Below are 25,127 nucleotides of genomic sequence, written 5' to 3'. Positions count from 1 at the left end.
CCCGGCCCGTCCCTCTAACCAAGGACGGAAACCGGGGGCCCTTTATTCCCTATCGGCTTACCGGGAAATCACGGCCAGCGAGGCGCCAGTGATGGCCAACTGGCTGGTTACCTGGACGATGTCCATCAGGATGCTGTCCCAGGTGAAGTGGCGCAGCTTGCGCGGCACGACGATGACGGACCCGGGCGCCAGCTTGGGCGCGGCGGACAGCCAGCCCCCGCCGTTCACCTGCACGGCGGAACCATCGGGCTGCACCACGAAGACATGGTCGTCGTCGGCGATTTCCGTCATGCCGCCGGCCATGGCGATGTAATCGTCCACGCTGCGGTCGGTGCGGAACTGGATGCCGCCGGGCGCCATGACCTCACCCGACACCACCACGGCGCTGGGCTGGCGCGGCACCACCAGTTGGTCGCCCGGTTCCATGACGATGTCCAGTTCCGGATGGGCCGCGATCTCGCGCGGGTCGACATGCACCGACACCCGGCCGCTGGCGGGTCCGGTGCCCTGGCGCAGCCGGTTGATCATCTGGGTGACGTAGGCGATCTCCCCATCCGTGACCTGCACCTTGCTGCTGGTGTTGCCGACGATGGACACGATCTGGCGTTCCAGGGCGTCCGCCTCCTTCTGCAAGGTGTCGCGCTGGGATTCCGCCACCGACTGGCGCAGGAAGACGACGCCCGCCGGGTAGGCGGCGTCGGTGAAGCCCCCGGCCCGCGCCAGCACGGACGACAGATGCTCACCCCGCAGGATCTCATACCCGCCAGGGAACTTGACCTCACCCGCCAGGGTCACATCCCCGGTGTCGCGGTCGGAGAAGACCGGGTTGAAGCGCACGCGGTCGAACGGCTTCAGCGCCACTTGCGCGAACTGCGCCACCGGCAGGCCATAGGTGTGCCGCACGGTACGCGATAGGCCGGAGGCGTTGTCGATCTCCGCCGACGTCACCTCGAAGGCATGCAGATCCACCTTGGGCGTCAGGCCGCCCGACGCTTGCACCAGCTTGTCCAGCGTGGCGCCGGGCATGACCAGGAAGTCGCCTGGGCTGTTGACCTCGCCCACCACCGTGACGTGATAGTTGGCCAGCGTGCCGACCAGCAGACGGCGGGCGTCATCGTCCAGGCCCACGAACAGGCGCAGCGGCGGCCGCTTCGGCCGTTGGGCCAGCGCCTGGGCGGCACCCAGTTGGCTGGGGCTCAGCGCGCCGGTGCCGGTGACGGGCAGCGCACCGGACTGCTCCTCGTCATCGTCCGCACGGGTGGTGGTGCCGTCCTGGCTGGTGATGACTTCGGGCGGTGCCACGATGCCGGGATTCAGCCGCTCCTCCTCCGGCCGGGGCGGGCCCTGGTCCTGGGCGGATTGCGCCTGCTGGCCCATCTGTGCGGCGGCGAAGGCGGCATAAGCGGGGTTGGTGCCCGCCAGGGCTGGCGCGCCCTGGCCCAGCACGCCGCCGGACGGCATGCCCTGCCCGGCCGGCAACTGCATGCCTTGAAGGGCGGCCAGCTGCGCCAGGCGCGGATCCGCCGCGGCGCCGGGTGGCAGGGCGGCCATCTGCGCCTGCAAGGCCATGGCCGTGGCGTCGGGCGCCGGCGGCGGGGCCACCGGATCGGGGTGGTCGTTCACCTTGCGCGTCGGGTTGCGCTGCTGCTCACCGGCCTTGCGGGCGATGTAGCGCATTTCCGCCACGTTGGTGATGTAGACGACGTCATTGGATTGCAGGGCCACATCGGCCTTGCCTTCCAGAACGTCGGAGACGGCGAACGGGATGACCGTGCGCTGCAGGGTCGCCGGATCCAGGCGGATGACCGCGTCGGCCAGCAGATAGGGCAGAGGCCGCCCCACCGTTGGCGTGAACATGTCGCTGGAGCCGAGAAGGCCGCGCAGGGAGCGCACGGTTTCCAAAGGATAACTGCCGTTCAGCGTGGTGGCGCCGCGCAGTTCCACCTTGGCCAGGGAGACGTCGGCGGTGGGGGCCACGAAGACAACATCGCCGTCCCGCACGGTGGCGGTGCCGCCGGCCCCCACCTGGACCATCTCCCGCTTGCCATCCTCCCGCGTGCGCAGGATGGAATAGCGATAGCTGCCCCGTACCTCGGTCCCGCCGGCCATGGCCATCAGCGTGGTCAGCGGGGTGGCCTGCTGACCGGCCGGCAGTTCATAAATGGCCGGCCGCTTCACCTGGCCGACGATGGCCACAGCGCTGGTCTGCAAGGGCACGACGATGCGGTCCCCCTCCGCCAGCGGGATATCGTGGCCGGAGGCGTCGCCCATCAGCAGGGTGTAGAGGTCCAGACGGAAGCTGCGGCCGCCGCGCACCACCTGCACGTCCCGCAGGGACCCGGTGTTCTTGACACCGCCCGCCAGGCTGAGCGCGTCCATGGCGGTTGCCAGGCCCGACAGGGTGAACAGGCCCGGCGCGTTGACCTCGCCCGCCACGCGCACCGCGATCTGGCGTACCGCGCCCACGGAAACCAGCACCTCGGTTCCGGTCAGGGCGCGGCTGGCGGCATCCTCCAAATCTTCACGGAAGGCGCCGAAGGGGCGGCCCGCCCCGGCGATGGGCGGCAGGCCCGGGAAGACCACCCGGCCATCCCGATCCACCCGCGTGCGATAACTGGCGTTCTGCTGGCCGCGCAGGGTCAGGACGATCTCATCCCCCTCCCCCAGGACGTAGCTGTCCTGCAGGGCGCCGCTCTGCCGGACGACCACCGGTCCGCCCCGGCCGAAGACCTCATAGCCGTATTGGCGTATGGGCTGTCCCGCCCGGGCGCTCATCAGCCGCTCGATGGCCGACGGCGGGCCGTAGATCTGGGCGCCCGGCCCCTGGGGACCATAACCAGGGGGATTCTGCATCTGCACGTCGGGTTGCAGGGACGGCACGGTGGACTGGCCGGTCAGGCGCTGCTGCACCGTGCGCAGCAGGTCGCCCGTCAGGTCGTTGCCATTGCCACCGCCCAGCAATTGCGCCAGGCCCTGAGCCTGCGCCAGGCCCGGCGTCACGCCGGACGCCAGCGCCGCCAGCAGCAGCGCGCGGTGCGCCCATGTGCGGCCAGACCTCATCGTCGCCCCATTTCTTTTCGTCATCGTGTCAGGCCTTTACCAGCCAGGGTGTCTTGTGCAGCGCCTGCCGGAACAACAGGCGGAATAACCAGGTCCAGGACGGCGCCGCCGGCACCAGGGCGCCGGACCAGGCCCACGCGGCGCGCAGGTCGCCCCGGGTCAGCCAGACCGCGCGCAGCAGCAGGCTGGCGCGGATGCGGGGATGATCGACCGGCACGCCGGCGGCCTGGCAGGCGCGCTCCATGACCCGCACATCGCTGGCCAGCCGCCCGCGCGGGTCCATCCCGCTGTGGAAACGGCCGGGCCGCGCCCGCCAGCGAGAAATGGGCCGGTCCAGATAGGTGACCACTCCCCCCGCGCCGCCACCGGCTACGCGGGTGAAGACGGCGGTGGCCAATTGGTCGGTGTGGCTTTCATCATTGGGATCGAAGCGCAGATGCCCCCGCCCGCCGCCCAACCAATAAAGGTTGGCGCCCAGCGGGCCGTAGAGCATGGCCCCGGTGGCCAGGGATTGGGTCAGGAAGTCCCGCGCCGACAGCCCAGCGGCCCCCCGCCACAGGATGCGACGGGCCACGCGCTGGGGCCGCAGCGCCTCATCCACAATCTCATAGCTGGCGATTCCCAGGCAGGCGCCGGCGGCCACCATGCGATCGCGCAACGCGATCAGGCCCCTGCCGTGCACCAGGTCGCCCACCATCAGGAACAGGGCGAAGCCGAAGCCCATCTCCTCCGCCGCCTCGATGGCGCGGTTCCAGTTGGCGACGCGGCCCAGGTTATGGGCGTTGCGGCAGAGCGTGATGGCGGCGCCCTGCGCGTCGCGGGGCGGCAGGGCGTCGGCGCTGCCGTCGGTGGAGGCGTTGTCGCGCACCACGATCTCATAACTGTCCGGCGGCAGGCCGGCCGCCGCGACGGAGGCCACCGTCTCGGCCAGCAGGGCGCCGCCGTTGTAGCTGGGCACCAGGATGGCGATCTTGGACGCGCGCATTTGTCAGCGGCGCTCCGCCATGGAGGCATCCAAGGCCCGGCCGCGCAGGTGTACGGCGGCGGCAGCCAGCAGGGCCCCGAGGATGACGCCCAGCGCCAGGAACAGGGGGCGGTTGGGCCAGACCCTCTCCCGCACGTCGGGCACGGTGGGGGGGTCGATGATGCGGAAGGCGAATTCCGTCTGCCCGTTGGCGTACATATAGTTCTGCAGCGTGCGCTCATATGCGCTGACCAGGGCGGCGTTCAGGGCGTTGCTGTTGCCCTCCTTCTGGGCGTTGGCCATGGCGCCGCGCAGATAGGCCAGGTTGCGGTTGGCGTCGGCCAGCGCGCGGTCCCGCAACTGGGCATTGGTCAGGGCGACCAGGTCACGCGCCCAGCGCACCGCCAGTTCGCGGTCCTTCCAGGTGATGGCCAGGGTTACGATGCCGCTGCGCCGGTCCAGCGCGATGTCCCGGATGCTGCGGTTGAACAGCTTGAAGCCGCGCCGCAGGGTCGGCACCTCGTCCGCCGGCACGGTCCAGCGCTTGGCGTCCGCGTCCCATTTGCTGGCGAACAGCACCGGCAACAGGTTCTGCTGGGTGGCGTAGGTGTCGAACAGCTCACGCGAGCCCAGGACGGCCATGGCCTCATCCTCATTGGAGGAGGACTTGCCCAACAGGCCCGCGACACCGCCCAAGCCACCCAGTCCCCCCAGCATGCCCGAGGCACTGCCCAGGTCCAGGTTGCCGAAGCCGGCGCCGCTCTTGGACACCGGCATCACCATGACCTCGACCCGCCAGTAGGAGGGCAACAGGAAGGCCAGCGCCGTGGCGGTTGACACGCTGAGCAGGAACAGGGTGGCGGCCAAGATCCAATGGCGGCGCAACCGGCCGAGGAACAGGCCCAGGTTATCGCCCCCCTGGCCGCACGGCACCCAGGCCGCACCGATGTCCGGTTCGGATGGGGGTACGGTGCGCCCGGCCCACGCCAACTCTGGAGTATCCACGCCCACTATCCACACCCACTATCGTCTGAGACTGGCAGAACGACGGATGGCGGCGGGCCGATATTCCCCAAACGGGCAAAAATATAGTGCTTTCCAGCACGGGCATCCCCGGACCACTCTGCCCCCACTTCGAAGGTTTTCAGCGCATCGGGTGCAACAGTGGGAAGGACAGGGCTTGGACTTGCCGGCGGGCTGGCCGATCAGGCCATCGTCAGCTTTGGCAATTTCGCGCTGAACGTGACGCTGGCCCGCGCGTTACCGGCGGCGGACTATGGCGCCTACTCCGTGGCGCTGTCCTTCATCCTGGTGCTGAACACGCTGCACCAGGCTCTGGTGACCTACCCGCTGTCGGTACAGCCAGCACCGGGCGGGCGGCCCTTGCTTGTGGCGTTGATGCTGACGCCGCTGTGCGCCCTGGCCTTCCTGCCTCTGCTGGGGGTGGCCACGGTCAGCATCGGCCATCCGGGCCTACTGCCCGCCGCCGGGGCGGCGCTGGTCTGCTGGCAGATGCAGGAGGTGGTGCGGCGCGGCTTGCTGGCCGATGGCCGGCATGGGGTTCTGATCGCCCTGGACGCCCTGCGCTATCTGGGGCCGCTGGCGGCGGTGTGGGCGTTGCGCGCCCACCTGGACATCGGTGGCGTCTTCCTGCTGGTCGCCGCCGTGTCGGCCCTGGCCACCCTGCCGGTGGCGGGGCGCCAAAGGACCGGATGGGTGGCCGCCGCCCGCGACCTGCCAGAGGAGGCCCGGGGTAACTGGCGCCTGGGCGCGCCGGTGCTGGGGGCCAACCTGCTGGCCGCCCTGTCCACACAATGGTTCCTGTGGCTGCTGGCCTGGCATGACGACGCGCCCGCCGCCGCCGCGCTGGTGGCACTGGCCAATGTCGCGGCCGTGGCCAGCCCCGTGATCTTCGGCATGGAAAACATGCTGGTGCCGGAGGTGGCCCGCGCCCGGGACCGGCTGAGTTTTCCGGACCTGCTGCGCCTGGTGGGACGACGGGGCCTGGTGGCGGCCGGGCTGGTCGGTCCCCTTTTCCTGGCCATCGCCGTGGCGCCCGACTGGGCCGCCCGCATTTTCTACGGACGGGACAGCGCCTATGCCGCCCATCCCGACGAGTTGCGCCTGCTGACGCTGGCCTATGCCTGTTATCTGGCGGCCACGCTGTGCGGCGCCACGCTGCGGGGATACCGCGCCAGCGGCGCCGTTTTCCGCATGCAACTCTACCCGGCCCTGTTCGGCCTGACCCTGGGCAGTTGGCTCACCTGGCGGTTCGGCCTGACCGGCGCCTGCGTCGCCTCGGTGATGGCCGGCGCGCTGCGCGCCGCCGTCGGCTTCTTCCACCTGCTGCGCTTGCGGCCCTTGACGGCGGCGCCGGCCGCCCTGGCGGCATCATGACCCCCGATCCCATCGCCCCCATCGAGCGCCGGCTGTGGCAGGCGCTGCTGCTGTGCGTGCCGGTCTCGGCCACGCCCCTGCTGCCCTTCGGCAACGGCACGCTGGCCCGGCCACTGGCCATCGTGCCGGCGGCCCTGTTGCTGATCCTGGCCGCCTACCGCCTGCTTGTCCTGGGCCAGCGGCCCCGCCTGGCCGCCGATGGCTTCGCGGCCCTGGGTCTGTTCACCCTCTACATCATCGTCAGCGGGCTGGGCGTTGTGATGGTGCAGCCGCCCGATGCCTTCAAGGGCCAGACACCACTGGACAGTTTCATCCGGGCGCTGCTGACCTGGGGCGTCGGCGTGGCCTTCTACGTCACCGCGCGCCTGCACATCCGCACGGCGGCCGACATCCAAATGACGCTGCGCTATCTCTTCATCGGCATGGCCGCGTCCATCGCCTTCGCCGGGGTGCAAGTGGTGGCCATGGCCGAGCATGGGGAGTTGCTGCGCGTTGTCCAGGCCATCACCGACCTGATCGCGGTGCGCTATGACGGGCTGGTCAGCCGGGCCCAGGGCATGACGTTCGAGCCATCGTGGCTGGCCACCCAGATCATCGTGCTGCTGATCCCGGCCCTGATAGCCCGCGCCATGGCGCGCCAGGAAGGGGTGGGACTGCCCGCCCTGCCCGGCCATGCCCCGCGCCTGGGTGCCGGCTTCGCCGTCGCCATCGGTGGCCTGCTGTTCTCCGGTTCCCGCTTCGGCCTGGCCTGCATCGTCGCCATGCTGGGGCTCAGCGTCTTTCTCGCCGCCCTGCGCGGGCGCATCCTGGCGGCGGTGACCTTCCTGGGCGTGCTGGCGGCTGGCGGCGGCGCCCTGGCGGCGATGAGCGGGCTGGGCACCGGGGCCGGCGCCAGCTATGTCATGGGGCCCGTCGCCTATCTGACCCAGTCCGCCGACCTCAACAGCATCGCGGGCGGCGATCTCGCCACTGGGATCACCGACGCCCTGGCCCTGGCTGGCCGGTTCGCGGCGGCGGAGGCGTCCGCGCTGACTTGGCTGGACCATCCGGTCTTGGGCGTCTCCCTGGGCAACAACTACCGTTATTTCGGGGAATACGCCCCTGACTGGGCCTTCAGCACCCAGCTGTTCACGCAGGGCGCCAAGGAGGGTATCGGCTGGCTGGACCCCAATTCCCCGGAAAAGGGCAACGCCAAGAACCTGTTTCTGCGCCTGCTGTCGGAAACAGGGGTGGTGGGGTTCGTCCTGTTCGTCATCTTCTTTTGGCGTCAACTATTCCGCGGTCCGCCGCACGACGCCTTCCATGGTTATTTCCGCCTGGCCAGCGCCGCGGCGCTGGGCTTCAGCTTCCTGAACCAGGACACCTTTGTCGACGCGGGGTTGTGGATCCCGCTGGCGATCTGCTGCGCCATGAACCACCTGGGTCCGCAACATTCGGCGCCGGTCAGGGAATAGAGACAGGTCCCCATCCGTCATGGGTACAGGGGCACGCTTCCGCCCCCGACCCAGGTAGACCATGGATACCCTCTTCAGCCCGCCGCCTCCCAGCGCGCCCGCGTTGCGCATCGCCTTCGTGACGACCCGCGACCTGGCGCAACGCAACGGCCGCACCCCGATCATGGGCCATATTCTGGACGCCCTGCGCCGCCGCCACACGGTGGAGGTGCTGACCCTGCGGTCGGTGCTGCAAGGCGGGGCGGTGGACCGCCTGGGTGCCGCCAGCGCATGGCTGTCCGGCTTGGCGACCGGCCGCCCCCGGCCCCTGCAATGCCTGTTGTATGCCGGCCCGCGGGAGGTGGAACGGATGGCGGCCCATATCCGGCGGGGGGCGTTCGATGCCGTCTATCTCGACACCGTGCGGTGCCAGACCCTGCTGCGTGCCCTGCGCCGGGCCCTGCCGGACCTGCACATCGTCACCGATTTCGACGACCTGATGTCACGGCGCATGACCTATCTGCGCCATCACCGCATGCCCTTGCTGACCGGCCACGTCGGCCCGCATTTTCCCCGCTGGGCCCGCCGCTTGGCGGAGGGGCCGCTGGCCCGCATGGTCACCGCCTATGAGGCCGGCACCCTGCCGGCGGCGGAGCGGGAGGTGATGCGGGCGTCCAGCGTCACGGTGCTGCTGTCGCCCGTGGAGCGGCAGATGCTGTGCCAGCGCGCGCCGGTGGACGTTGGCACAGCGCGGTCGGCGCCGGTGGTGCGCGCCATCCCGCCCGGTGTGCCCCTCCAAGCCCGGCCCTGGGCCCAGATCCCCGCACAGGGCGGCCGGGAAACCGCCCAGGCCCTGCGCTTCGTCTTTATCGGCAGCGACCGGCAACTGCAAAACCGCACCGCCATCGATTTCCTGTTGGCGGAATGGCGGCGGCTGGCGCCGGCCACGCCGCTGCACATCCACGGCCGGCAGACGCGGCCGCTGGCCGATGTGCCCGGGGTGCACTGGCACGGCTATGCCGACGATCTGGCCCAGGTCTATCGGCCCGGCAGCATCGCCCTGGTGCCGGCGCTGGTGGCGGGCGGCATCAAGACCAAGGTGGCGGAGGCGTGGTCCTGGGGCTGCCCGGTCCTGGGCAACCGTACAGCCATGGAGGGATTACGCCCCCCCGGCTATCCGCTGATGGTGCCGGAGGACCAATGGGGGCCTTACCTGACGCAACCGGAGGCCTATGCCGAGCTGTGGGCGGACGCGGCGCTCAAGGGGGCGGCTTTCGTCGCCCGCGCGCTCTCGCCCGCCGGGTTCGAGCGCGCCTGGGAAATGACCCTGCGCCCCCGGGCGACAGCGGCGGCGGCTGGCATGGCCTGGGCCGACGCGGAACAGGCATCTGGATAGGAGGCAGGGGGCCCGATGCTGAACGAAGAACCTCAGGGCCACCAGGCGCCAGGCGGCGCGGCGGGCCCGGCGCACTGGGCGCGGAAAACGAAAGTCATGACCATCGCGCGTACGATGAACCCGCTGGAAACGGCGATCTATTCCACCATCGCTTACCGCGACATTTTCAACTTTCCGGTGACCGTGCCGGAAATCCATCGCTACCTGCACGGCATCCGCTGCACACCGGGCGATGTGCAGCAGGCCCTGGACGGTCCCGCCTTGCGGCGTCACCTGGAAAGCGATGGCACCTATCACGCCCTGCGGGGCCGGCCGGAGCTGTTCGCCATACGGCGCGCCCGGCGGGAGCTGTCCCGGCGCCAATGGCCCACCGCGCGCCGTTATGCCCGCTTCCTGGCCAGCCTGCCCAACGTGCGCATGGTGGCGATGACGGGATCGCTGGCCGCCGGCAACTTCCCCCCCGATGGCGACATTGATTTCCTGCTGGTGACCGATGCCGGCACGATGTGGCGCACCCGCGCCCTCTGCCGTCTGCTGGCGTTGCTGGATGCCAAGCTGGCGCGGGGCCTGTTCTGTCCCAACACCTTCCTGTCCATGGCTGCCCTGCCTCTGGCGCGCCGCAGCCTCTACGACGCCCAGGAACTGTGCCAGATGATCCCCCTGCACGGCATCGAAACCTATGATGCCGTGCGCGAAGCCAACGCGTGGACGGCTAAATGGCTGCCCAACGCCGTCGGCGCGCCGCCCGTAGACGCGCCCCCCGTCGACGCGCTGGCGGGCTGGCAGGACTGTCCCCCCTATGCCAACGGGCTGAAGCGCGCGGGCGAATGGCTGTTGGACAGCCCCCTGGGCCGGGGGTTGGAAGCGCTGGAAGCCCGGCGGAAGATCCACCGCTTCAACGAAACCGACCGGCTGAAGGGCGCCTGGACGCGGTCCACCCGTGAATCCCACAGCCTGTGGGATGAGATGCGCCTGCGCATCGAAGCCGCGTGGCAGGCGCGTCTGGATGAACTGTCCGGCCGTTAGCTACAGCTGCTGGGAGGAAAGGTGCTTCGCCGCGCAATCAAGCGCGTCCCGGGTGATGTCAGCCGGTGTTTTCGCCCCGATCAGCGTCATGGTGACTTTCATGTCGGCGGCGAACAGGTTGAGCAGGTGTGAGACCGCCCGCTGCCCACCGGCGGCCAGGGCGTAGACGTAAGCGCGGCCCAGCAGCACGCCCTTGGCGCCCAGCGCCAGCATGCGCACGACATCCACCCCCGACCGGACGCCGGAATCGACCAGCACGGTCAGGTCGTCGCCAACTGCGTCGACCACCCCGGGCAAGGCGGCGGCGGTCGGGATGGCTCCGTCAAGCTGACGTCCGCCATGGTTGGATACGATGACCCCGTCGGCGCCGAGCCGCTTGGCATCACGCGCATCCTCGGGATCCAGCAAGCCCTTGATGATGAGCTTGCCCTTCCAGCTGTCGCGTATCCATTCCAGGTCATGCCAGGCGATCGACGGATCGAAGTTGCTGCCGATGAAGCCCATGTAGTCGTTCATCGTCATCCTGCGGCCGGTGTAGGCTTCGATATTGCCGAAGGACAGCGGCCGGCCGGCAAGCCCCACATCAAGCGCCCAAGAAGGGTGCGTCACGGCCTGCAGGTATTGCCTTACCGTTGCGCCCGGGCCCGACATGCCGGAGTGCCGGTCGCGGTAGCGTGACCCGGGCACCGGCATATCGACCGTGAAGACCAGCGTCTTCATACCCGCCGCCCAGGCCCGTTCCAGGGCGTTGTTCATGAAGCCCCGATCCTTCAGGACATAGAGCTGGGACCACAACTCGCCCTTGGCGCCCCGCGCGACCTCTTCGATCGAGCAGACGGAAACAGTGGAGAGCGTGTAAGGGATACCAGCGTCTGCGGCGGCGCGGGCGGCCTGCACCTCGCCTCGCCTGGCGTACATGCCGGTGGCGCCCACGGGCGCCAACGCGATCGGCATGGCCCAGGGGCTGCCCAATATGTCGGTTTCCAGGGTCGGCGCGCCGACACCCTGAAGCACGCGCTGGCGCAGCGCGATCGTCTGCAGCGCCCCGGCATTGTTCCTCAGGGTGCTTTCGGTGACGGCGCCACCATCAATGTAATCGAACAGGAAACGCGGCAAACGGCGGCGCGCGGCTTCACGATAATCGGACGGGGCGGAGATGATCATATCGCTCTTCCAGGGATCGCCAGGCGGCGGGGGTGGACAGCGATAGAGGTAAGGCTGAAACCGATATTATAGAAATGGAACGTTCGACTGGTTTCCAGTCGGATTTGGAATGTCAATCGGAGGGTTGGCGCGCCATATCCAGCCAGGCCCGCGCCGCATGGGGCAAATATCCCCCCTGTCGCCAAATCATGGTCAGCCGCCACTCCGTCTCCGGCTCGGTCAGCAGCAGGGCCCGGATGCGGGTATGCGGCCTGTGCTCGGCCAGCACGCGGGGTAGAAAGGCCACGCCCAGCCCAGCCGCCGCCAACTCCATGAGGAAATCCACCTGACTGCTGCGCGCGGCCACAACCGGCTCGACGCCCCGCCGGCGGCAGGCGTTCCCGATCAGCCGGTTGATCGCGAACCCTTCGGCGAAAAGGATGAAGGGCACATCCCTGAGCGCGGCGATATCCGTCGAACTCGCCTGCGCCAGGGGGTGGTCCGCAGCCAGCACCGCGACCAGCGGTTCCCGTTTGACGTCCTGCCATTCCAAATCGTCTGTCTCCGGCCGCAGGCTGGCGGCCAGGTCCAGGTCGCCGGACCGGACGCGCTCCATAAGCTCGTCCCCGCCATGCTCGATCAGGCGGACATCGATGCCGGGATAAAGCCGCCGGTAACGCACCAGCAAGGGCGCGAAGATGCTGCTGCTGGCGACAGGCGGCAGCCCCAGCCGCAAGGTGCCGCGCTTCAATCCGCGCAGTTCATCAAGTTCCGACAGCAAATCGGCCCGGTCGGCCAGCAGCCGGACGGCGCGGGGGTAGACGGCCTCCCCCAGGTCGGTGAGCCGGACGCGATGGCCCAAACGCTCCAGAAGCGGCGCCCCTATCTCCTCCTCCAGCTGCTTCACCGCCTTGCTGACGGTGGACTGGGTGGCGAAGACGGTTTTGGCGGCATTCGAGAATCCGCCTTGGCGGACCACCTCGACGAAGACGCGCAGGTTGCGCAGCTCCATGAAACACCATTCTGATGCGGAAATTATTTCATCAGGATATTCCTATCAGGACTGCGCTTGTCCAGCCTCAATCGCACGCGCCGACGGGTGAGGGTCATCGGCGACGACGCGACCATTGGCGAATTCCAGGACGCGGTCGCACAACGCCAAGCTCTCCCGCCGGTGGGCGATCAGGACGATGGTGGGCCGCCAGGGCAAGGACGCCAGGCTGGCCAGCACGGTCCGCTCCCCCGAGATGTCGATGGCGCTGGTGCTTTCGTCCAGAACCAGCAGCGGCGGCCGGCGCATCAGGGCGCGCGCCAGCGCCAGGCGCTGGCGCTCCCCGCCTGACAGCAGGCCACCTTCCGCCCCCACAACGGTATCCAGCCCTTGCGGCAGTCTGTCGACCAAGGCCGTGGCACCGGCCAAGGCCAGGGCTGATCGCATATCCGCCTCCGTGGCCGTGGGATGCGCCCACGACAGGTTGGCCCGGATGCTGTCATGGAACAGGAAGGTTTCCTGCGGGGCATAGGCGATGGCCGCCGCCCAGCGCCGCCGTAGGGCCCCCTCCAACCGTTGGCCGCCCACGATGACGGTGCCGGTATCCGGAACCGTCAGCCCGACGATCAGATCGGCGAAGGTGGTCTTGCCAGCGCCCGAGGCCCCCACGATGCCCACGAAGCTGCCGGCCTCCAGGGTGAGGTCCAGCCCGGATACGCCCCGGCCGCTACCGGGATGGCGATAGCCGACCTGATGGAAACGGATGGGCTGGGGACGGGCCGAGAAATGGGGGGCATCCGCCCCATCGGCCGCCACCACCGCGTCCTGCGCCAATTCCACCCCCAGCGCCCGCACCTTTTCATAGGAGGGAAGAAAGTTGGCGAACTGCTGCGCGCCCTGTTGCAACTGCGCTGCCGGCGCGCTCATCCGCGCCAGCAGCAGGACGAAAACGATCAGGACGGCCGGTGGCACACTCAACGCCCAGACACCCATGACGATGGCGGCGGCCCCCGCCAGGGACGCGAGCGTGGTGAAGGCCAACTGCGACTTGCTCTGTTCCTTGACCAGGGCGACCTGCTGATTCAGCAAGCGATGCAAGGTGTCATTGAATTCGGTGGCGAAGCGGTGCTGAAGATTCTGGCTGAGGGCCAGCTTGAGCCCACCCAGGAACTGGGCGCCGCTGGTGGCCAGGTGCAGGTTGGCGTCCGCGACATCACGCGCCAGCCGCCGCGACCGGATCAATTGCGGCATCAGCGCCACCCCCGCCCCCACCAGCAACACCCCCGTGAGCGCCGCCAAGGCCGGGGAAAACAGGCAGGCCAGCCCCCACTGCATCATCAGCACAAAAAGCGATGCGGCCCCCTGCAGCATGAAATGGACGCAGGCGCCGGTCAGGATGATGTCGCTGCCCAGCAAATGGTTGACCCTGGCCTGGGACAAGGTCGCCAGCCGGGTCCAGGGGGCCGCGATCAGCCGGGCCACCAGGCGGCCGCGTAGCTCCTCGACGAAACCGAGGCGCAACTTGGCCAGCAGCACGTCGCGGTGCCACAGCACCACCGCCCGCAAGACGACCAGGGCCGCGAAGCAGGCCAGCATGGAGAGCAGGCGGACCAGCGGACCGCCATCGGCGGAGGACCACGGCAGATGCGCGGCCAGCGTCACCGCCCAGCCGGTACGGGCATCCCCAATCACCAGCCCCAGTAAAGGCACCAGCAGAACCAGGCCGACGCCCTCAACCCCGGCGCCCAGGACGATCAGGGCCGCGACCCGCAGGCCATCGCCCCGGGCGTGGGCGCGGAAATCCACAAAGAAGTCGCGGGAGGAACGGAGCAGGTCCCAACCCGCGCGATCTTGATCCATGACGGTGAAACGTCCTTGCTGGCCAATTCATTATAAGAAGAGCGGCGCGGGCCGGTTTAGAACGTGCGCTCCAACCCCAAGGCCACGAAATCGCGGTCGGCCAGCAATTGCCGGCTGGCAGCACCGATGTAGTGCGTCAGGGTCAGGCTGGCCTTCCATACACTGCGGTAGGTCGCGCCGATGCCGACGGTGACGTCACCAGCCCCTGCGTTCTGGGCGTAATAGCTCAGGCTGTGGCCGGTGACGTTGTAGCCGCCGCCCAGCGGCAGGGTCAGGTCCAGGTTGGGAAGGACCTGAAAATAATGCGGCTCGAACAGAACGCGCACCTTGGTCGCGGGGTGCTGCCACTGACTGCCGTCATAATCACCCAGAACGTTCAGCACGCCATCCACCACCGCCTCGGCGTTCACCTCGGCGCTGTCCCATAAACTGGTACCCCAAAGGGTGGAGCGGCCCAGGGCCGTGGTGAGGGACACTTGGCCGTGCAGGGTATCCCCCCGGACGAAGGCCGTGTATTGCGACGTCACCGGCCCGCTTCCCGTCAGCGAGGGCAGCAGCAGGGGCATGTTGCGGCGGGCGGAAACCTCGCCCGTGACCGTGCTGTCGCCGACCATCGCCGCGAAACTGGCGCCGTAGAGTTGAATGCCGCCGGGATAGATCAGGCGATAATAGCCGTCCGCCCCCGGAACAGGGTTATCACTGTCCGGGGCCACTTCGTATTGCGGCTCCGTTGCGCTGTACCGCAGGGCGTACAGGCCATAGTCCACCCCGTCCAGGGTGGCATGCAGGGCGACACCGAACCGCCCGCCGGTCGGCGTGCGGTCGTCCTGGCGGGCGGCGTAGCGCAGACCGTCGATGTAAAGGCGGTCGGCCCCGGCGCCCATATAATCCATATAGCTGAAATAGCTGCCGCTGCCCGCCTGACGGGCCGGCCGCCATTCAAACTGGTCATAAAACGACAGGGAGATATCGGGCCGGGGTTGGAGTGTCACCACCGCCTGGGCCACGGGGCGATAGATGTCACTGCTGTAGGCGCTGGGGCCGCCGACGGGGCGGGTGTAGTCGGCGGGCGCCATGGCGGCGGCGATGGAATTGGGGTCATAAAACAGGCTCTCCCCCCATGCCAGGGCTTGCCGTCCGACCCGCAGGGATAGGGGCATGTCGGCGATGGTGATGGCACCACGGGCGAATGCCTCGCGCAATTCCAGATGCTGGCCCTGAAGGTCGCGGACGGCGCGGGCGAAATGGCCCCGGGTGGCGGAGGAGGCGTTGATGGCGCGGGGATCCGCGTCATCCGTGCGGCCCTGATAGACAGTGTCATACCAGGCGGCGGCGCTGGCATGCAGCCCCCATTCGCCCCAGCCCAGGTCCAGGGCCGACAACAGGTCCAGCCGGTTGGAGATGAGGCCGGGCGCGAAGTTGCGGTCGCCATCGTCCCAGTTCAGGTTGGTCAGCAGGGCATCCTGCCGGGGGCTGATGCGGTTGGCCAGGGTATAGCGCACCGTATTGTCCCAACGCAGGTCCGTTCCGCCGCCCGAATATAATTCGGCGCCCGAAGCAGCCGACACCCACAGGCCGAATGCGGAAAGGCAGCATCTGCGAAGGGGGACGGAAAGGCGGAATGCCATCGGCTTTTTTCCCGGTCCATCAAGGGCTTGGGGGCAGGATGCTAGCATACTTGCAATAAAATGGGCTGTGGCCACATGCCGCTTGTGTCCGAGGGGGGCGGCAAGCCATGATCCCGACGGTCCGTCCCATCGGGGCGATGCCCCTCTAGCCAACCCGCCCCGTCCGCGAGCCCATGCGATCCACCGCCGTCCTGTCCGCCGCGTTGTTGGCCACCGTGGCGTTGACCAGCTTTTCCACCCGCCCGCATGCCCAGGTGACCGAACAGGAGGCCGCGCAGTTGAAATCGCGCCTGACGCCGGTGGGGGCGGAGCGCGCCGGCAATGCCGATGGCAGCATCCCCGCCTGGACGGGCGGATTGGCGACAGCGGGATCGGGCGCGCCGCTGACGGGCCCGCGGCCTGACCCCTTCGCCGGGGAAAAGCCGCTGTTCTCCATCACGTCCAAGAATTTCAGGGAATATGCCGACCGCCTGCCCGAGGGGGCCAAGCACCTGTTCGAGCGTGACCCCGATTATCGCATGGACATCTATCCCAGCCACCGCACCGCGGCCGCGCCGGACTGGGTCTATGACAACATCTATCGCAATGCCACGCGGGCGCGGCCGGCCCCGGAAGGGATCGCCTATGGTGTCGAGGGTGCCGCGGGCGGCATTCCCTTCCCCCTGCCCAAGGACGGCTTCCAGGCCATGTGGAACCACCTTCTGGCCTTTTGGGGACAGGCGCGGGAAGTGACGGTCAGCACTTATGTGGTGCCAGGGGACGGGGTGGCGGAAAAGGCCAGCGGGTATAAGGAAATCGCCGACTTCCCCTATTACTACCGCGATGCCACGCCCGACAGTTACGGCGGCTATTACTTCAAGACGCTGCACATGGCGGTCGCGCCCGCGTCCCGGGTGGGCGAAGGCTATCTCAACTGGCAGCCCATCAACATCAAGCGGCATGACTTCGCCGCGTGGCGGCTGTTGCCGGGCGAACATCGCGTGCGCAAGGCACCGGCCATTTCCTACGACGTCCCGAACACCGACGCCGCCGGCTACATGAGCGAGGACGAGTACTACATCTTCTTCGGCGGCCTGGACCACTATGACTTCAAGCTGGTGGGCAAGGCCGAGATGTTCGTGCCCTACAACAACAACCGCCTGTACGCCAAGCCGGTGGCGGAGGTGCTGGGCCGCAGCCACCCCAACCCAGACACGCTGCGCTATGAGCTGCACCGCGTCTGGGTAATCGACGGCACCCTGGCCGCTGGCGCGCATGACGTGGTCCCGCATCGGCGGCTCTACCTCGACGAAGACACTTGGATGGCGGTTTACGGGGATTCCTGGGACGAGCAGGGCAAGCTGTGGAAATTCGGCCAAGCCACCATGTACCTCATGCCCGACGTGCCGGCGGTGGTTATCGGCAGCCAATTCATCCATGACTTCGAACTGGGCGGCTACGCCTACACCTTCGCCTTCAATGGCGAGGCGACACCCTACACCGTGACCGCCCCGCATCCCGCAACCCTGTTCAGCCCCGAAAGCCTCTCGGCCCGCTCCGTCCGCTAAAACCAAGCCGTCAGGCCGTCAGGCCGACATAGGCCATGCTGGCCAGCTTTTGCATGACCGCGGCCGACATCTCGCCGGCCATGACCATGCTCAACTGGTCATCCTGCCAGACACAGACACGCAGGTTGTCGCGTTTGAACTGGTCAAAGCGGACCGTGCCGTCGGAATGGCGCAGGTAAATGGTGAACAGCCGGTCGGCTGCATCCCGGTAGGCCACGGTGGCAGCACCGTCCGCGACCTTCACGCCGGCCAGGCGGTAACCGGCCCGGCTCAGGTCCGGCACCTTGATGTTGAGGGCGACGATGCGGCTGAGGGCCGCGTTGTAAGGACTGAGGTCGCTGGGCACCGACGCCGGAACGTCCCGCGCCGCCAACGCCATCTGCACCACGTCGCCCGCCGGCCGCCCCGCCAGATAGGCGCCACCGCCGACCAGCAGCAGCACAACGGCCGCCACGGCACCCAGACGGCGCCAGTCGGCCCAGGGGCGGTACATTGGTGCCTCGGCCGCGGATTGGGCCAGGTCGATCAAGTGTTGGGGGACCGGGCGCTCGATCAACGGGCTGTACAGGCGCTTCATCATGGCCTTGTCGGCCTCATAGGCGGCCAGTCGGTCCGCCAGGGCGGGGTCCGCGAGGATCGCGGCCTCCACAACGCGGGCGCGGTCTTCCGGCAGCTCGCCATCCAAAAAGGCGTGCAGGTCGACCTCCGCGATGGGAGGATGGTTGGGGGTATGGTCGCTCACTTTCGGTCTTTCGATCCTGGGGGCAGCGGGCTCGGGGTCAGCGGGATGATTTCCGCGCCCTCGCCTTGCATTACACTCCGTAACCGCTCTCGGGCCCGCGCGAGGCGCGACATCACGGTCCCCACCGGAATGTCGAGCTCCTCCGCGATCTCGCGATAGTTCAGTTCCTCAACACTGGACAGCAGCAGGATTTCCCGATGCTCCGGCGTCAGCCGGCTGACCGCCTTCACGAAGTCCCTCGCGGCGCCGACATCGGTCGGCGGGGCGCTCAGTTCCACATGGTCGGCCAGTTCGGTTATGTCCTGTTCCTCCCCCCGGCTGTTTCCACGGCGAAGCTCGTCGGTATAAAGGTTCCGCAAGATGCGCCGCAGCCAACCGGAAATGCGGGGTAACTCCCGCAGCTGCGCCGATTGGCGCAGCGCCCGTTCAACACAATCCTGGACCAGATCATCCGCAAGCGCGGCATTGCCCACCAGCGCCAAGGCATATCGCCTTAAAGCCGGAAGTTGCATGACCAGGGCATTCGCGAACTGTTGGGGTCGGGTCACGGCCTAGGGTTCTCCGACACGGAATCGATGAACCATAGGGGGGGCCCGTGCCTGTGCCGCATCAGCTTACGTCCGTCCAAGCTGGCATCCCAAGGGCCAATTCCCTGGTGGATGCGCTGTCCTCTCTTCCCTAAGACGAATGGTCTTAAGGGTTTATTCCCCTGCCCACATATTATCCTTAAGAATAGGATTTTTTCGGGGATGGAGAGGCCCTTCAGCAGGCCTTGCGGCGGCTCAGCACCACCAGGGGGGTGAGCGCCAGGATCTTCAGGTCCAGGGCCAGGCTGGCGTGGTCGACATACCAGGCGTCCAGGTCGACACGCGCCTGCATGTCGGCAACTTGTGGTGTGGCCCCCCGCGCCCCGTTCACCTGGGCCCAGCCGGTAATGCCCGGACGCACGTTGTGGCGATACAGGTAATTGGGGATGCGGGCGCGATAATAGTCGTCATGGGCGGCGGCGTGGGGCCGCGGGCCCACCAACGACATTTCGCCTGACAGGACGTTCAGCAACTGGGGCAGTTCATCCAGGCTGCTGACCCGCAGCAATCCGCCCACGCGGGTCACGCGCGGATCACGCTCCCGCGCCTGCACCACATCGGCGCCGTCTTCCAGCACATGCATGGTGCGGAACTTGATGATGTGGAAAGGCTGGCCCGCCAAGCCGATCCGCTGTTGCCGAAACAGGATGGGGCCCCGGCTGTCCAGGCGGATCAACAGCGCGATCACGGCCAACAGCGGCAGACAGACGAGCAGCAGCGCCAGGCTGAGCGCAAGGTCCAGGATGCGCTTGACCGTCAGGCGGGGCCGGATGCGGGGCGGCGGCGCGTCCTCGACCGCGCCCCGCCGCGGGCGCTCGGCCATCCGCAACGGCTGCGGTGCCGTCATGGTCACGCGGCAACTCCGGCACAGGCAATGGTCAACGCGCGGGCGGCATGACGCAGCGCCCCCCCAAGGTCCACCTGCGGCAGTTGGCCGCCCAAATGCAGAACGGCGACGCCGTGCAGCGTGGACCATAGCAGGCGGCCTAGGGTCGCGGGCTCGGCGCACCTCAGGCCCGCCTCCGACAGTCCATGGGCGTGGACGGTGAAGGCCGCCTCCACCCGGGCTTCCTGGCGTCGCACCTCAACAGCGCCCGGCGACTGGGCGGGTGCCGGCCCGAACATGAGGCCATAGCGCGCCGGTTCCGCGAGGGCGAAGGCGCCGTAGGCGGCGGCCAGGGCCGCGACGCGCTGCTCCAGCGCCCCCTCGCCCGCCACCCCATCCAGCGTGTCAGCCAGGCAGGCGAAGCCGTGCGCGCGCACGCAGGCCAGGATGGCCTCCTTGTTCTCGAAATAGCGATAGGGCGTCATGACGCTGACGCCCAGGCGCGCCGCCAAGTCCCGCATCTTGAACCCATCCAGGCCCCGATCGGCGAACAGGCCGGCGGCGACATCCCGCACGCGATCGCGCGGGGGGGTGGTTTTGGCACAGGCGACGATGGGCGGCATGGGCACCTCCGGCAGGCTGACGCGGGACCGGCATGGCGAACCACCAGCCCCTCATCCCCATGACGGATGGGCGGGGCGGAATTATTCCCTGCGGCCGTCCATTTTTCTGGTCACAGCGCGATGCGCACCGCCGCCTCCACGGCGGGCAGGAAGCCGTGATCCGGCCGGGTCTGGTCGTCCTGGACACTGGCGCGCAGATCCAGTGTGAAGCGATGGAACGGCAGGCTGAGCCGTCCTTCCAGGATGTTCACCTTGACGGGCACCGGGCTGACGATATTGGCGCCGGCCGACTGCGCCGTGCCGATGACGGCGTGGTGCAGCGTCATCTCATAGGTCCGGCCGTCGGCGTCACTCCAACTGCCCTGCAGCGACAGCAGGCGGGAGTCGTCGTCCAGGCTGAAGCCGATGGTGCGCCCCCGGTAGCGCATGCCGTCGGGATAGCCGCCATTGGTGTAGGAAAAACCGTAGATGCGGCTGGCGAAGCTGAAAATGTTGGTGGTGGAAATGCTGTCGGCGTATTCCGCCGTGATCCGGAAAGGACGGCCAGCCACCGGCACGAAAGCGGTGGCGCCGAACAAATGGCTGGTGCCGGAATGGGTGATGGGCGACGTGTCCTCGTTCATCAGCTGAACATAAACCTGGGCTGGCACACCCCACAGGTCATGGCCGTACTTGATGTCCACCACGCCTTCATCGTTGGTCTTGTTGACGTCGGTGGGCGAGTTGTTAAGCTGAAAATATTCGGCCGGATCGCAAGGATGGCCCTGGCCGCATATCTCCCCGGTGCGGGCCAATCCAATCTCCAACCCGGGCGCGGGATTGACCGTGACGCGCAGGGCATCGAACACCGTGTTCTTCTGCAGGCGCGGGCCGTCCAGCAGGCCCAGGAAGAACTCCGCCTGCCACGGCCCCAGCCATTCCAGCACCGGCCAGGTGGAGGGTGAGGTGTCCAGGCGTTGAATCCCCAGCTGCGGCATGGGGCGGGCGTTGTTGGACAGGGTCAGCGCGGAGATCCAGCCGGGACCCCACCAGTGGGTCAGCCAGCCGCCATAAACCAGAGCGTCACCGGCCTTCACCGCCATGTAGCTGTCGTCCAGCACCAGCTTGGTGGCGCCGCTGTGAAAGTCTTGAGTGAGGCTACCCACCGCCAGGCGGGCGGCCACGGTGTCGGAACTGTAGGACAGCGCCACCTGCGTTTGCCCCTGCCCCCGGCCCAAGCTGTCGAAACCGCGCACCAGGGACGGCGCGTTGGTCAGGTCCAGGCTGGCGCTGGTGCTGAAGCCCGGCCTGTTCTCACGCGTGGCCCGGCCCAGGACGCGCAGGGCCGCCGCCTGCACCGCATCCGGCTGGGCGTCCAGGTCGGCCGTCCGCAAGGCGGGGACCACGGCCGTCCATGGCAACGGCCACGGTGTGGTGACGCCATCGAGCAGGCCGGCCGCCGCCAGCACCTCGATATCGCCGCGCAGTTGGGCGTCGCCCACCTCGCCCCAGGGGGAGGCGGCGGCCCACCCCGCCGTGCCCATCAAGAAAAACAGCGCGCCGGCCAGCCGCCGGCCTATCGCCCCGGTCCGCATCCTGGAGTCCACTTGGCCAAATCCAGCCCCGTGATCGGGACCGGACGCAGCTTAAAGCCAAGCGAAAACGGGCGGATAGGTCGTAACTTCGTAAACGCCGGGGATCAGCTTTCGGCCACTTCCTTCGCGGCCGCCCGGCGGCTGGACGCGCCCCGGCGCTTGGGCTCCGCCGGTGGGATGACATCGGCGGCGGCGCCCTGTGGCGCGGCCGCGGGCTGTGCATGTTCCGCCCGCAGGGAAGCGATGACCCCGGGCCAGTCGCCCAGGGCGGGCTGACGATGAATGCGGTGGTTGGGATACCAAGGGGATGTGGTGTCGCCAATGCCCCACCGCCAATCGACGGAGTGGGCCAGCAGCAGCGACACCGGCTTGCCCATGCAGCCCGCCAAGTGGCCCACGCCCGTATCGACCGCGACCACATGGTCAAGGTTGGCGATGATGGCGGCCGTGTCGATGAAGTCCTTCAACTGCGGGCTGAGGTCGTGCAGGCGGCCCTTGAACGCCAGGGCATCCCCGGCGCGCGGGCCCACTTGCAGGGAAAACCACTCGGCGTCGGGGATGGCGTCAAGCACGGCGCCCAGGTGGGCCAGAGGCAGGGACCGGCGCGCATCCTCCGAATGCTGCGGCCGGCCGGCCCACACCACACCGATGCGACGCTTGCCGCTGGGAGGCGGCAGCAGGTCGCGGCCGCGCGCCACCTGCTCCTCCGGCAGGACCAGCCAGCCGGGCATCAAAGGCAGGTCCGGTACACGCAGCGACAGCATGTGGGGTAGGCTCAGGAGCGGAATGTGGTAATCGAACGCCTCTTCCACCCCGAACCGATGCGGGTTGTCGGGCCGCGACACGACCCTGATGCCCAGCCGCGCCAGGGCGATACCCAGGATGCCCACCAGGGGGGATGACACCTCCAGCACCACCTCCGCCGGGGCATGGCGATCCATGAGGATGCGCGCGAGGGGGGCGAATTGCAGGATGTCGCCGAACCCCTGCTCTCCCCAGACGTAGATGCGCTTGCCCGCCAGTTCTTCCCCGCGCCACTGCGAGGCGGCCAGGATGCGCCGGGGTTCGGGGAACTGGTCCCACACCCAGCGCCACTCATAATCCGCCCAGCCGGTGGCGAAGTCGCCGCGGGCCAGGCAGGCCAGGGAATGGTTCCAGCGGGCCAGCGCGTTGCCAGGCGCCAGCTTCAACGCGACATCCAGCGCCATCACCGTGGCGTCGATGAAACCAGCGGTACGAAGGGCCTTGTCCAGGGTCTGCAGGACTTCCTCAAGACGCTCCAGCCGGCCATCGGGCATCCCCTCCGGCAGGGTGGCCAGCGCGGCCGTCAGCTCCGGCAAGCGGTCGCCAATTTCCTCGATCAAGAGCTTCCCGAGGTCCCGTGCCTCCGGCAAGACGCGACCGAACAGGATGACGCCCACGATCAGGGGCACGACGGCCTCGCGGGATTGCCCCATCCAGGCCAGGCCCGTACCCATGTTGACCCAGGCGGAATAGTTCAGCGGGGAAAGGGCAAGGATACGGCGGTAAAGCGGAATGGCATCGGCATGCTGTCCCCGCGTCTGCAACATCACCGCCAGATTCACCATGATGCCGGCCGCGCGGGGCAGATCACCCATACGCTCGAACACCGTTCCCAGGGAGCAATAATACAGCGTCTCCCCCGGTTCTATCTTCAGGGCATGCTCGAACAGCCCGGCAGCCCGCAGGTTGTCGCCCTCGTAAGCCGCCATGACACCCAGCTGGTGCAGGCTGGGGGCGGTGAGTTCCGGGCGCTCCGTCAGTTGCAGGAACACCTGCCGCGCCTCCGCCGTCCGCCCGGACGACTGCAATTGCAAGCCCTGGGCGAAGGCGGGAACGCGGCGCCCGATCTCCATCAGCACGTCGCCGCTGCGTTCCACCACGGGAATGGAAAAATCGCCGTTATTGCTTCCGCTCATCCTGCTTCGTGCCTTGAATGGGTGCCGATGTCATTTGCAGCTGATTATAGACACCACCCTCGCCTCCGGAGGAAGAAACCGCAAAGGTCTGCGCCGGCGCCTGACCGCCACCGTTGCTCCCCCCGTCCCCGCTGCGCGACGAGGTGCTGGAGGAAACGGTGGTGCCGGATGACGAGGAGGAGCCGCTGTCACTGGACGACGTTCCGCTCGACCCCGATCCGCTTGAAGACGTTCCCGACGTGCTCTGGCCCGACGTGCTCTGGCCCGACGCGCTTTGCCCCGACGCGCTTTGCGTTGCGGTGGTGGTGCTGGCGGTGGTGGTGCCGGTGGACGCGCTGACGCTGGTCGTCGTGGCCCCGACACTGGTGGCGGCGCTGGTCAGCGACCCGGTACTTCCCAGGCTTGAGGTGGTGGCCACAACCGAGGTAACGGCCGCGAGGCTGGCGGTCGGCACCACGGCGGCAACCACCTGACGCTGCAACGTGCTGGTGGTCAGCACGGCGGGGGCCGTGACGCTCAGCACTCCGGTCTGGTAGCGGATGTCATAGTTGCTGAGCCCCGTGCCAACGGCCGCGCTGGGCGTGATGGTGTAATTGCCAGGGGCCGCCGATGCCGTGGCACCCGGGCTGCTCAACGCCACCTGCGTCACGCTATCGCTGTTCAGCAGTCCGCTGATGCCATAGCCGGCCAGGATCAACTCCAGGCCCGCCGTCTTGGTCGCGTCGTTGGCGGTAATGGTCAGCGCCGCCGGGTTGACCGTCAGCGTACCGGTGGCGTAGCTCACCGAGTAGTTGCTCAGCCCCGTGCCCGTGGCGCCATTGGCCACAACGAGGTAACTGCCCACCGACGCCGCCGTGCCGGCCCCGCTGCTGGCCAGGGTCACGCCCGTGACGCTGTCGCCGTTGACCAGCCCGCTGCTGCTGTAGCCCGTCAGGTTGGCGCTGGTGCCGTAGGTCTTGCTCACCCCACTGGCCGTGATGGTCAGCGCCGCCGGGTTGACCGTCAGCGTGCCCGTGGCGTAGCTCACAGAGTAGTTGCTCAGCCCCGTGCCCGTGGCGCCATTGGCCACAACGAGGTAACTGCCCACCGACGCCGCCGTGCCGGCCCCACTGCTGGCCAGGGTCACGCCCGTGACGCTGTCGCCGTTGACCAGCCCGCTGCTGCTGTAGCCCGTCAGGTTGGCGCTGGTGCCATAGGTCTTGCTCACCCCACTGGCCGTGATGGTCAGCGCCGCCGGGTTGACCGTCAGCGTGCCGGTGGCGTAGCTCACCGAGTAGTTGCTCAGCCCCGTGCCCGTGGCGCCATTGGCCACAACGAGGTAACTGCCCACCGACGCCGCCGTGCCGGCCCCACTGCTGGCCAGGGTCACGCCCGTGACGCTGTCGCCGTT

Annotated in this window: 19 protein-coding genes; 5 read left to right on the top strand and 14 right to left on the bottom strand. The window is 68.3% G+C overall.

The genetic code is table 11. The features are described from left to right. Nucleotides 1-57 precede the first annotated feature (57 nt). From FBZ90_RS17060 to FBZ90_RS17050, 3 genes are read right to left on the bottom strand one after another with little or no spacing between them, the layout of a single operon-like run. A complete protein-coding gene (locus FBZ90_RS17060; protein WP_186455866.1) occupies nt 58-3,060 on the bottom strand; it encodes an SLBB domain-containing protein in 3,003 nt (1,000 codons plus the stop codon). Between the two features lie 28 nt (nt 3,061-3,088). Continuing rightward, the gene (locus FBZ90_RS17055; protein ID WP_145733917.1) at nt 3,089-4,045 is read right to left on the bottom strand and encodes a glycosyltransferase family 2 protein; all 957 of its coding nucleotides are present in this window, start codon (nt 4,043-4,045) and stop codon (nt 3,089-3,091) included. 3 nt (nt 4,046-4,048) lie between these two features. Continuing rightward, nucleotides 4,049-5,029, bottom strand: a complete 981-nt coding sequence (locus FBZ90_RS17050; RefSeq protein WP_186455865.1) for a GumC domain-containing protein — start codon at nt 5,027-5,029, stop codon at nt 4,049-4,051. A 159-nt stretch (nt 5,030-5,188) separates the two neighbouring features. Between FBZ90_RS17050 and FBZ90_RS17045 the strand changes: the two genes are divergently transcribed. The 4 genes from FBZ90_RS17045 (at nt 5,189) to FBZ90_RS17030 (ending at nt 10,276) form a co-directional block, all read left to right on the top strand. Next, the gene (locus FBZ90_RS17045) at nt 5,189-6,421 is read left to right on the top strand and encodes an MATE family efflux transporter (RefSeq protein ID WP_145733913.1); all 1,233 of its coding nucleotides are present in this window, start codon (nt 5,189-5,191) and stop codon (nt 6,419-6,421) included. Further along, the gene (locus FBZ90_RS17040) at nt 6,418-7,875 is read left to right on the top strand and encodes an O-antigen ligase family protein (protein ID WP_145733910.1); all 1,458 of its coding nucleotides are present in this window, start codon (nt 6,418-6,420) and stop codon (nt 7,873-7,875) included. Before FBZ90_RS17045 ends, FBZ90_RS17040 begins: the two co-directional genes overlap by 4 nt. Before the next feature lie 61 nt (nt 7,876-7,936). Continuing rightward, entirely contained in the window at nt 7,937-9,250 is a 1,314-nt protein-coding gene (locus tag FBZ90_RS17035; RefSeq protein ID WP_145733908.1) for a glycosyltransferase, read from the top strand. A gap of 96 nt (nt 9,251-9,346) precedes the next feature. Next, nucleotides 9,347-10,276: a nucleotidyltransferase domain-containing protein gene (locus tag FBZ90_RS17030; RefSeq protein WP_145733906.1), complete on the top strand. Its 930-nt coding sequence runs from the start codon at nt 9,347-9,349 to the stop codon at nt 10,274-10,276. Here the strand turns inward: FBZ90_RS17030 and lldD are convergent, their stop codons facing one another. The 4 genes from lldD to FBZ90_RS17010 all read right to left on the bottom strand — a co-directional run bounded on the left by lldD (nt 10,277) and on the right by FBZ90_RS17010 (nt 15,898). After that, entirely contained in the window at nt 10,277-11,440 is a 1,164-nt protein-coding gene (gene lldD / locus FBZ90_RS17025; RefSeq protein WP_145733904.1) for an FMN-dependent L-lactate dehydrogenase LldD, read from the bottom strand. 112 nt (nt 11,441-11,552) lie between these two features. Further along, on the bottom strand, nt 11,553-12,431 hold the full coding sequence (locus FBZ90_RS17020) for a LysR family transcriptional regulator (protein WP_145733902.1): 879 nt from the start codon (nt 12,429-12,431) through the stop codon (nt 11,553-11,555). A gap of 45 nt (nt 12,432-12,476) precedes the next feature. After that, nucleotides 12,477-14,270 carry an ATP-binding cassette domain-containing protein gene (locus FBZ90_RS17015; RefSeq protein WP_145733899.1) on the bottom strand — a complete coding sequence of 598 codons (1,794 nt, stop codon included), beginning with the start codon at nt 14,268-14,270 and terminating at the stop codon, nt 12,477-12,479. 56 nt (nt 14,271-14,326) lie between these two features. Then, nucleotides 14,327-15,898 (bottom strand): DUF1302 domain-containing protein, encoded by a 1,572-nt coding sequence (locus FBZ90_RS17010; RefSeq protein ID WP_276509102.1) that lies wholly within the window; start codon nt 15,896-15,898, stop codon nt 14,327-14,329. A gap of 173 nt (nt 15,899-16,071) precedes the next feature. Between FBZ90_RS17010 and FBZ90_RS17005 the strand changes: the two genes are divergently transcribed. Then, nucleotides 16,072-17,445: a DUF1329 domain-containing protein gene (locus FBZ90_RS17005; RefSeq protein ID WP_145733895.1), complete on the top strand. Its 1,374-nt coding sequence runs from the start codon at nt 16,072-16,074 to the stop codon at nt 17,443-17,445. A gap of 10 nt (nt 17,446-17,455) precedes the next feature. On the opposite strand, the gene FBZ90_RS17000 is transcribed toward FBZ90_RS17005, so the two are convergent. The 7 genes from FBZ90_RS17000 to FBZ90_RS27890 all read right to left on the bottom strand — a co-directional run. Further along, nucleotides 17,456-18,187 carry an anti-sigma factor family protein gene (locus FBZ90_RS17000; RefSeq protein ID WP_145733892.1) on the bottom strand — a complete coding sequence of 244 codons (732 nt, stop codon included), beginning with the start codon at nt 18,185-18,187 and terminating at the stop codon, nt 17,456-17,458. Beyond that, a complete protein-coding gene (locus FBZ90_RS16995; protein WP_145734295.1) occupies nt 18,184-18,699 on the bottom strand; it encodes an RNA polymerase sigma factor in 516 nt (171 codons plus the stop codon). The genes FBZ90_RS17000 and FBZ90_RS16995 overlap by 4 nt, the downstream gene beginning before the upstream one ends. Nucleotides 18,700-18,949: 250 nt before the next feature. Then, complete coding sequence (locus tag FBZ90_RS16990; RefSeq protein ID WP_246130477.1) at nt 18,950-19,621, bottom strand: exopolysaccharide biosynthesis polyprenyl glycosylphosphotransferase; 672 nt, start codon at nt 19,619-19,621, stop codon at nt 18,950-18,952. A gap of 2 nt (nt 19,622-19,623) precedes the next feature. Beyond that, on the bottom strand, nt 19,624-20,223 hold the full coding sequence (locus FBZ90_RS16985) for a TetR/AcrR family transcriptional regulator (protein ID WP_145733890.1): 600 nt from the start codon (nt 20,221-20,223) through the stop codon (nt 19,624-19,626). 110 nt (nt 20,224-20,333) lie between these two features. Further along, entirely contained in the window at nt 20,334-21,797 is a 1,464-nt protein-coding gene (locus tag FBZ90_RS16980; RefSeq protein ID WP_145733888.1) for a capsule assembly Wzi family protein, read from the bottom strand. A 104-nt stretch (nt 21,798-21,901) separates the two neighbouring features. Next, entirely contained in the window at nt 21,902-23,737 is a 1,836-nt protein-coding gene (locus FBZ90_RS16975) for a tetratricopeptide repeat protein (protein ID WP_145733886.1), read from the bottom strand. Next, nucleotides 23,721-25,127, bottom strand: a 1,407-nt coding sequence (locus tag FBZ90_RS27890) for an MBG-2 domain-containing protein (protein ID WP_186455863.1), incomplete at its 5' end; no start/stop codon positions are given. The genes FBZ90_RS16975 and FBZ90_RS27890, both read right to left, overlap by 17 nt.

Origin of the sequence: Nitrospirillum pindoramense (genome assembly GCF_007827955.1) — a bacterium.
Lineage (GTDB): Bacteria > Pseudomonadota > Alphaproteobacteria > Azospirillales > Azospirillaceae > Nitrospirillum > Nitrospirillum amazonense_B.
The sequence above is the reverse complement of the archived record's forward strand: the minus strand, read 5'-3'. Positions and strand labels throughout refer to the sequence as shown.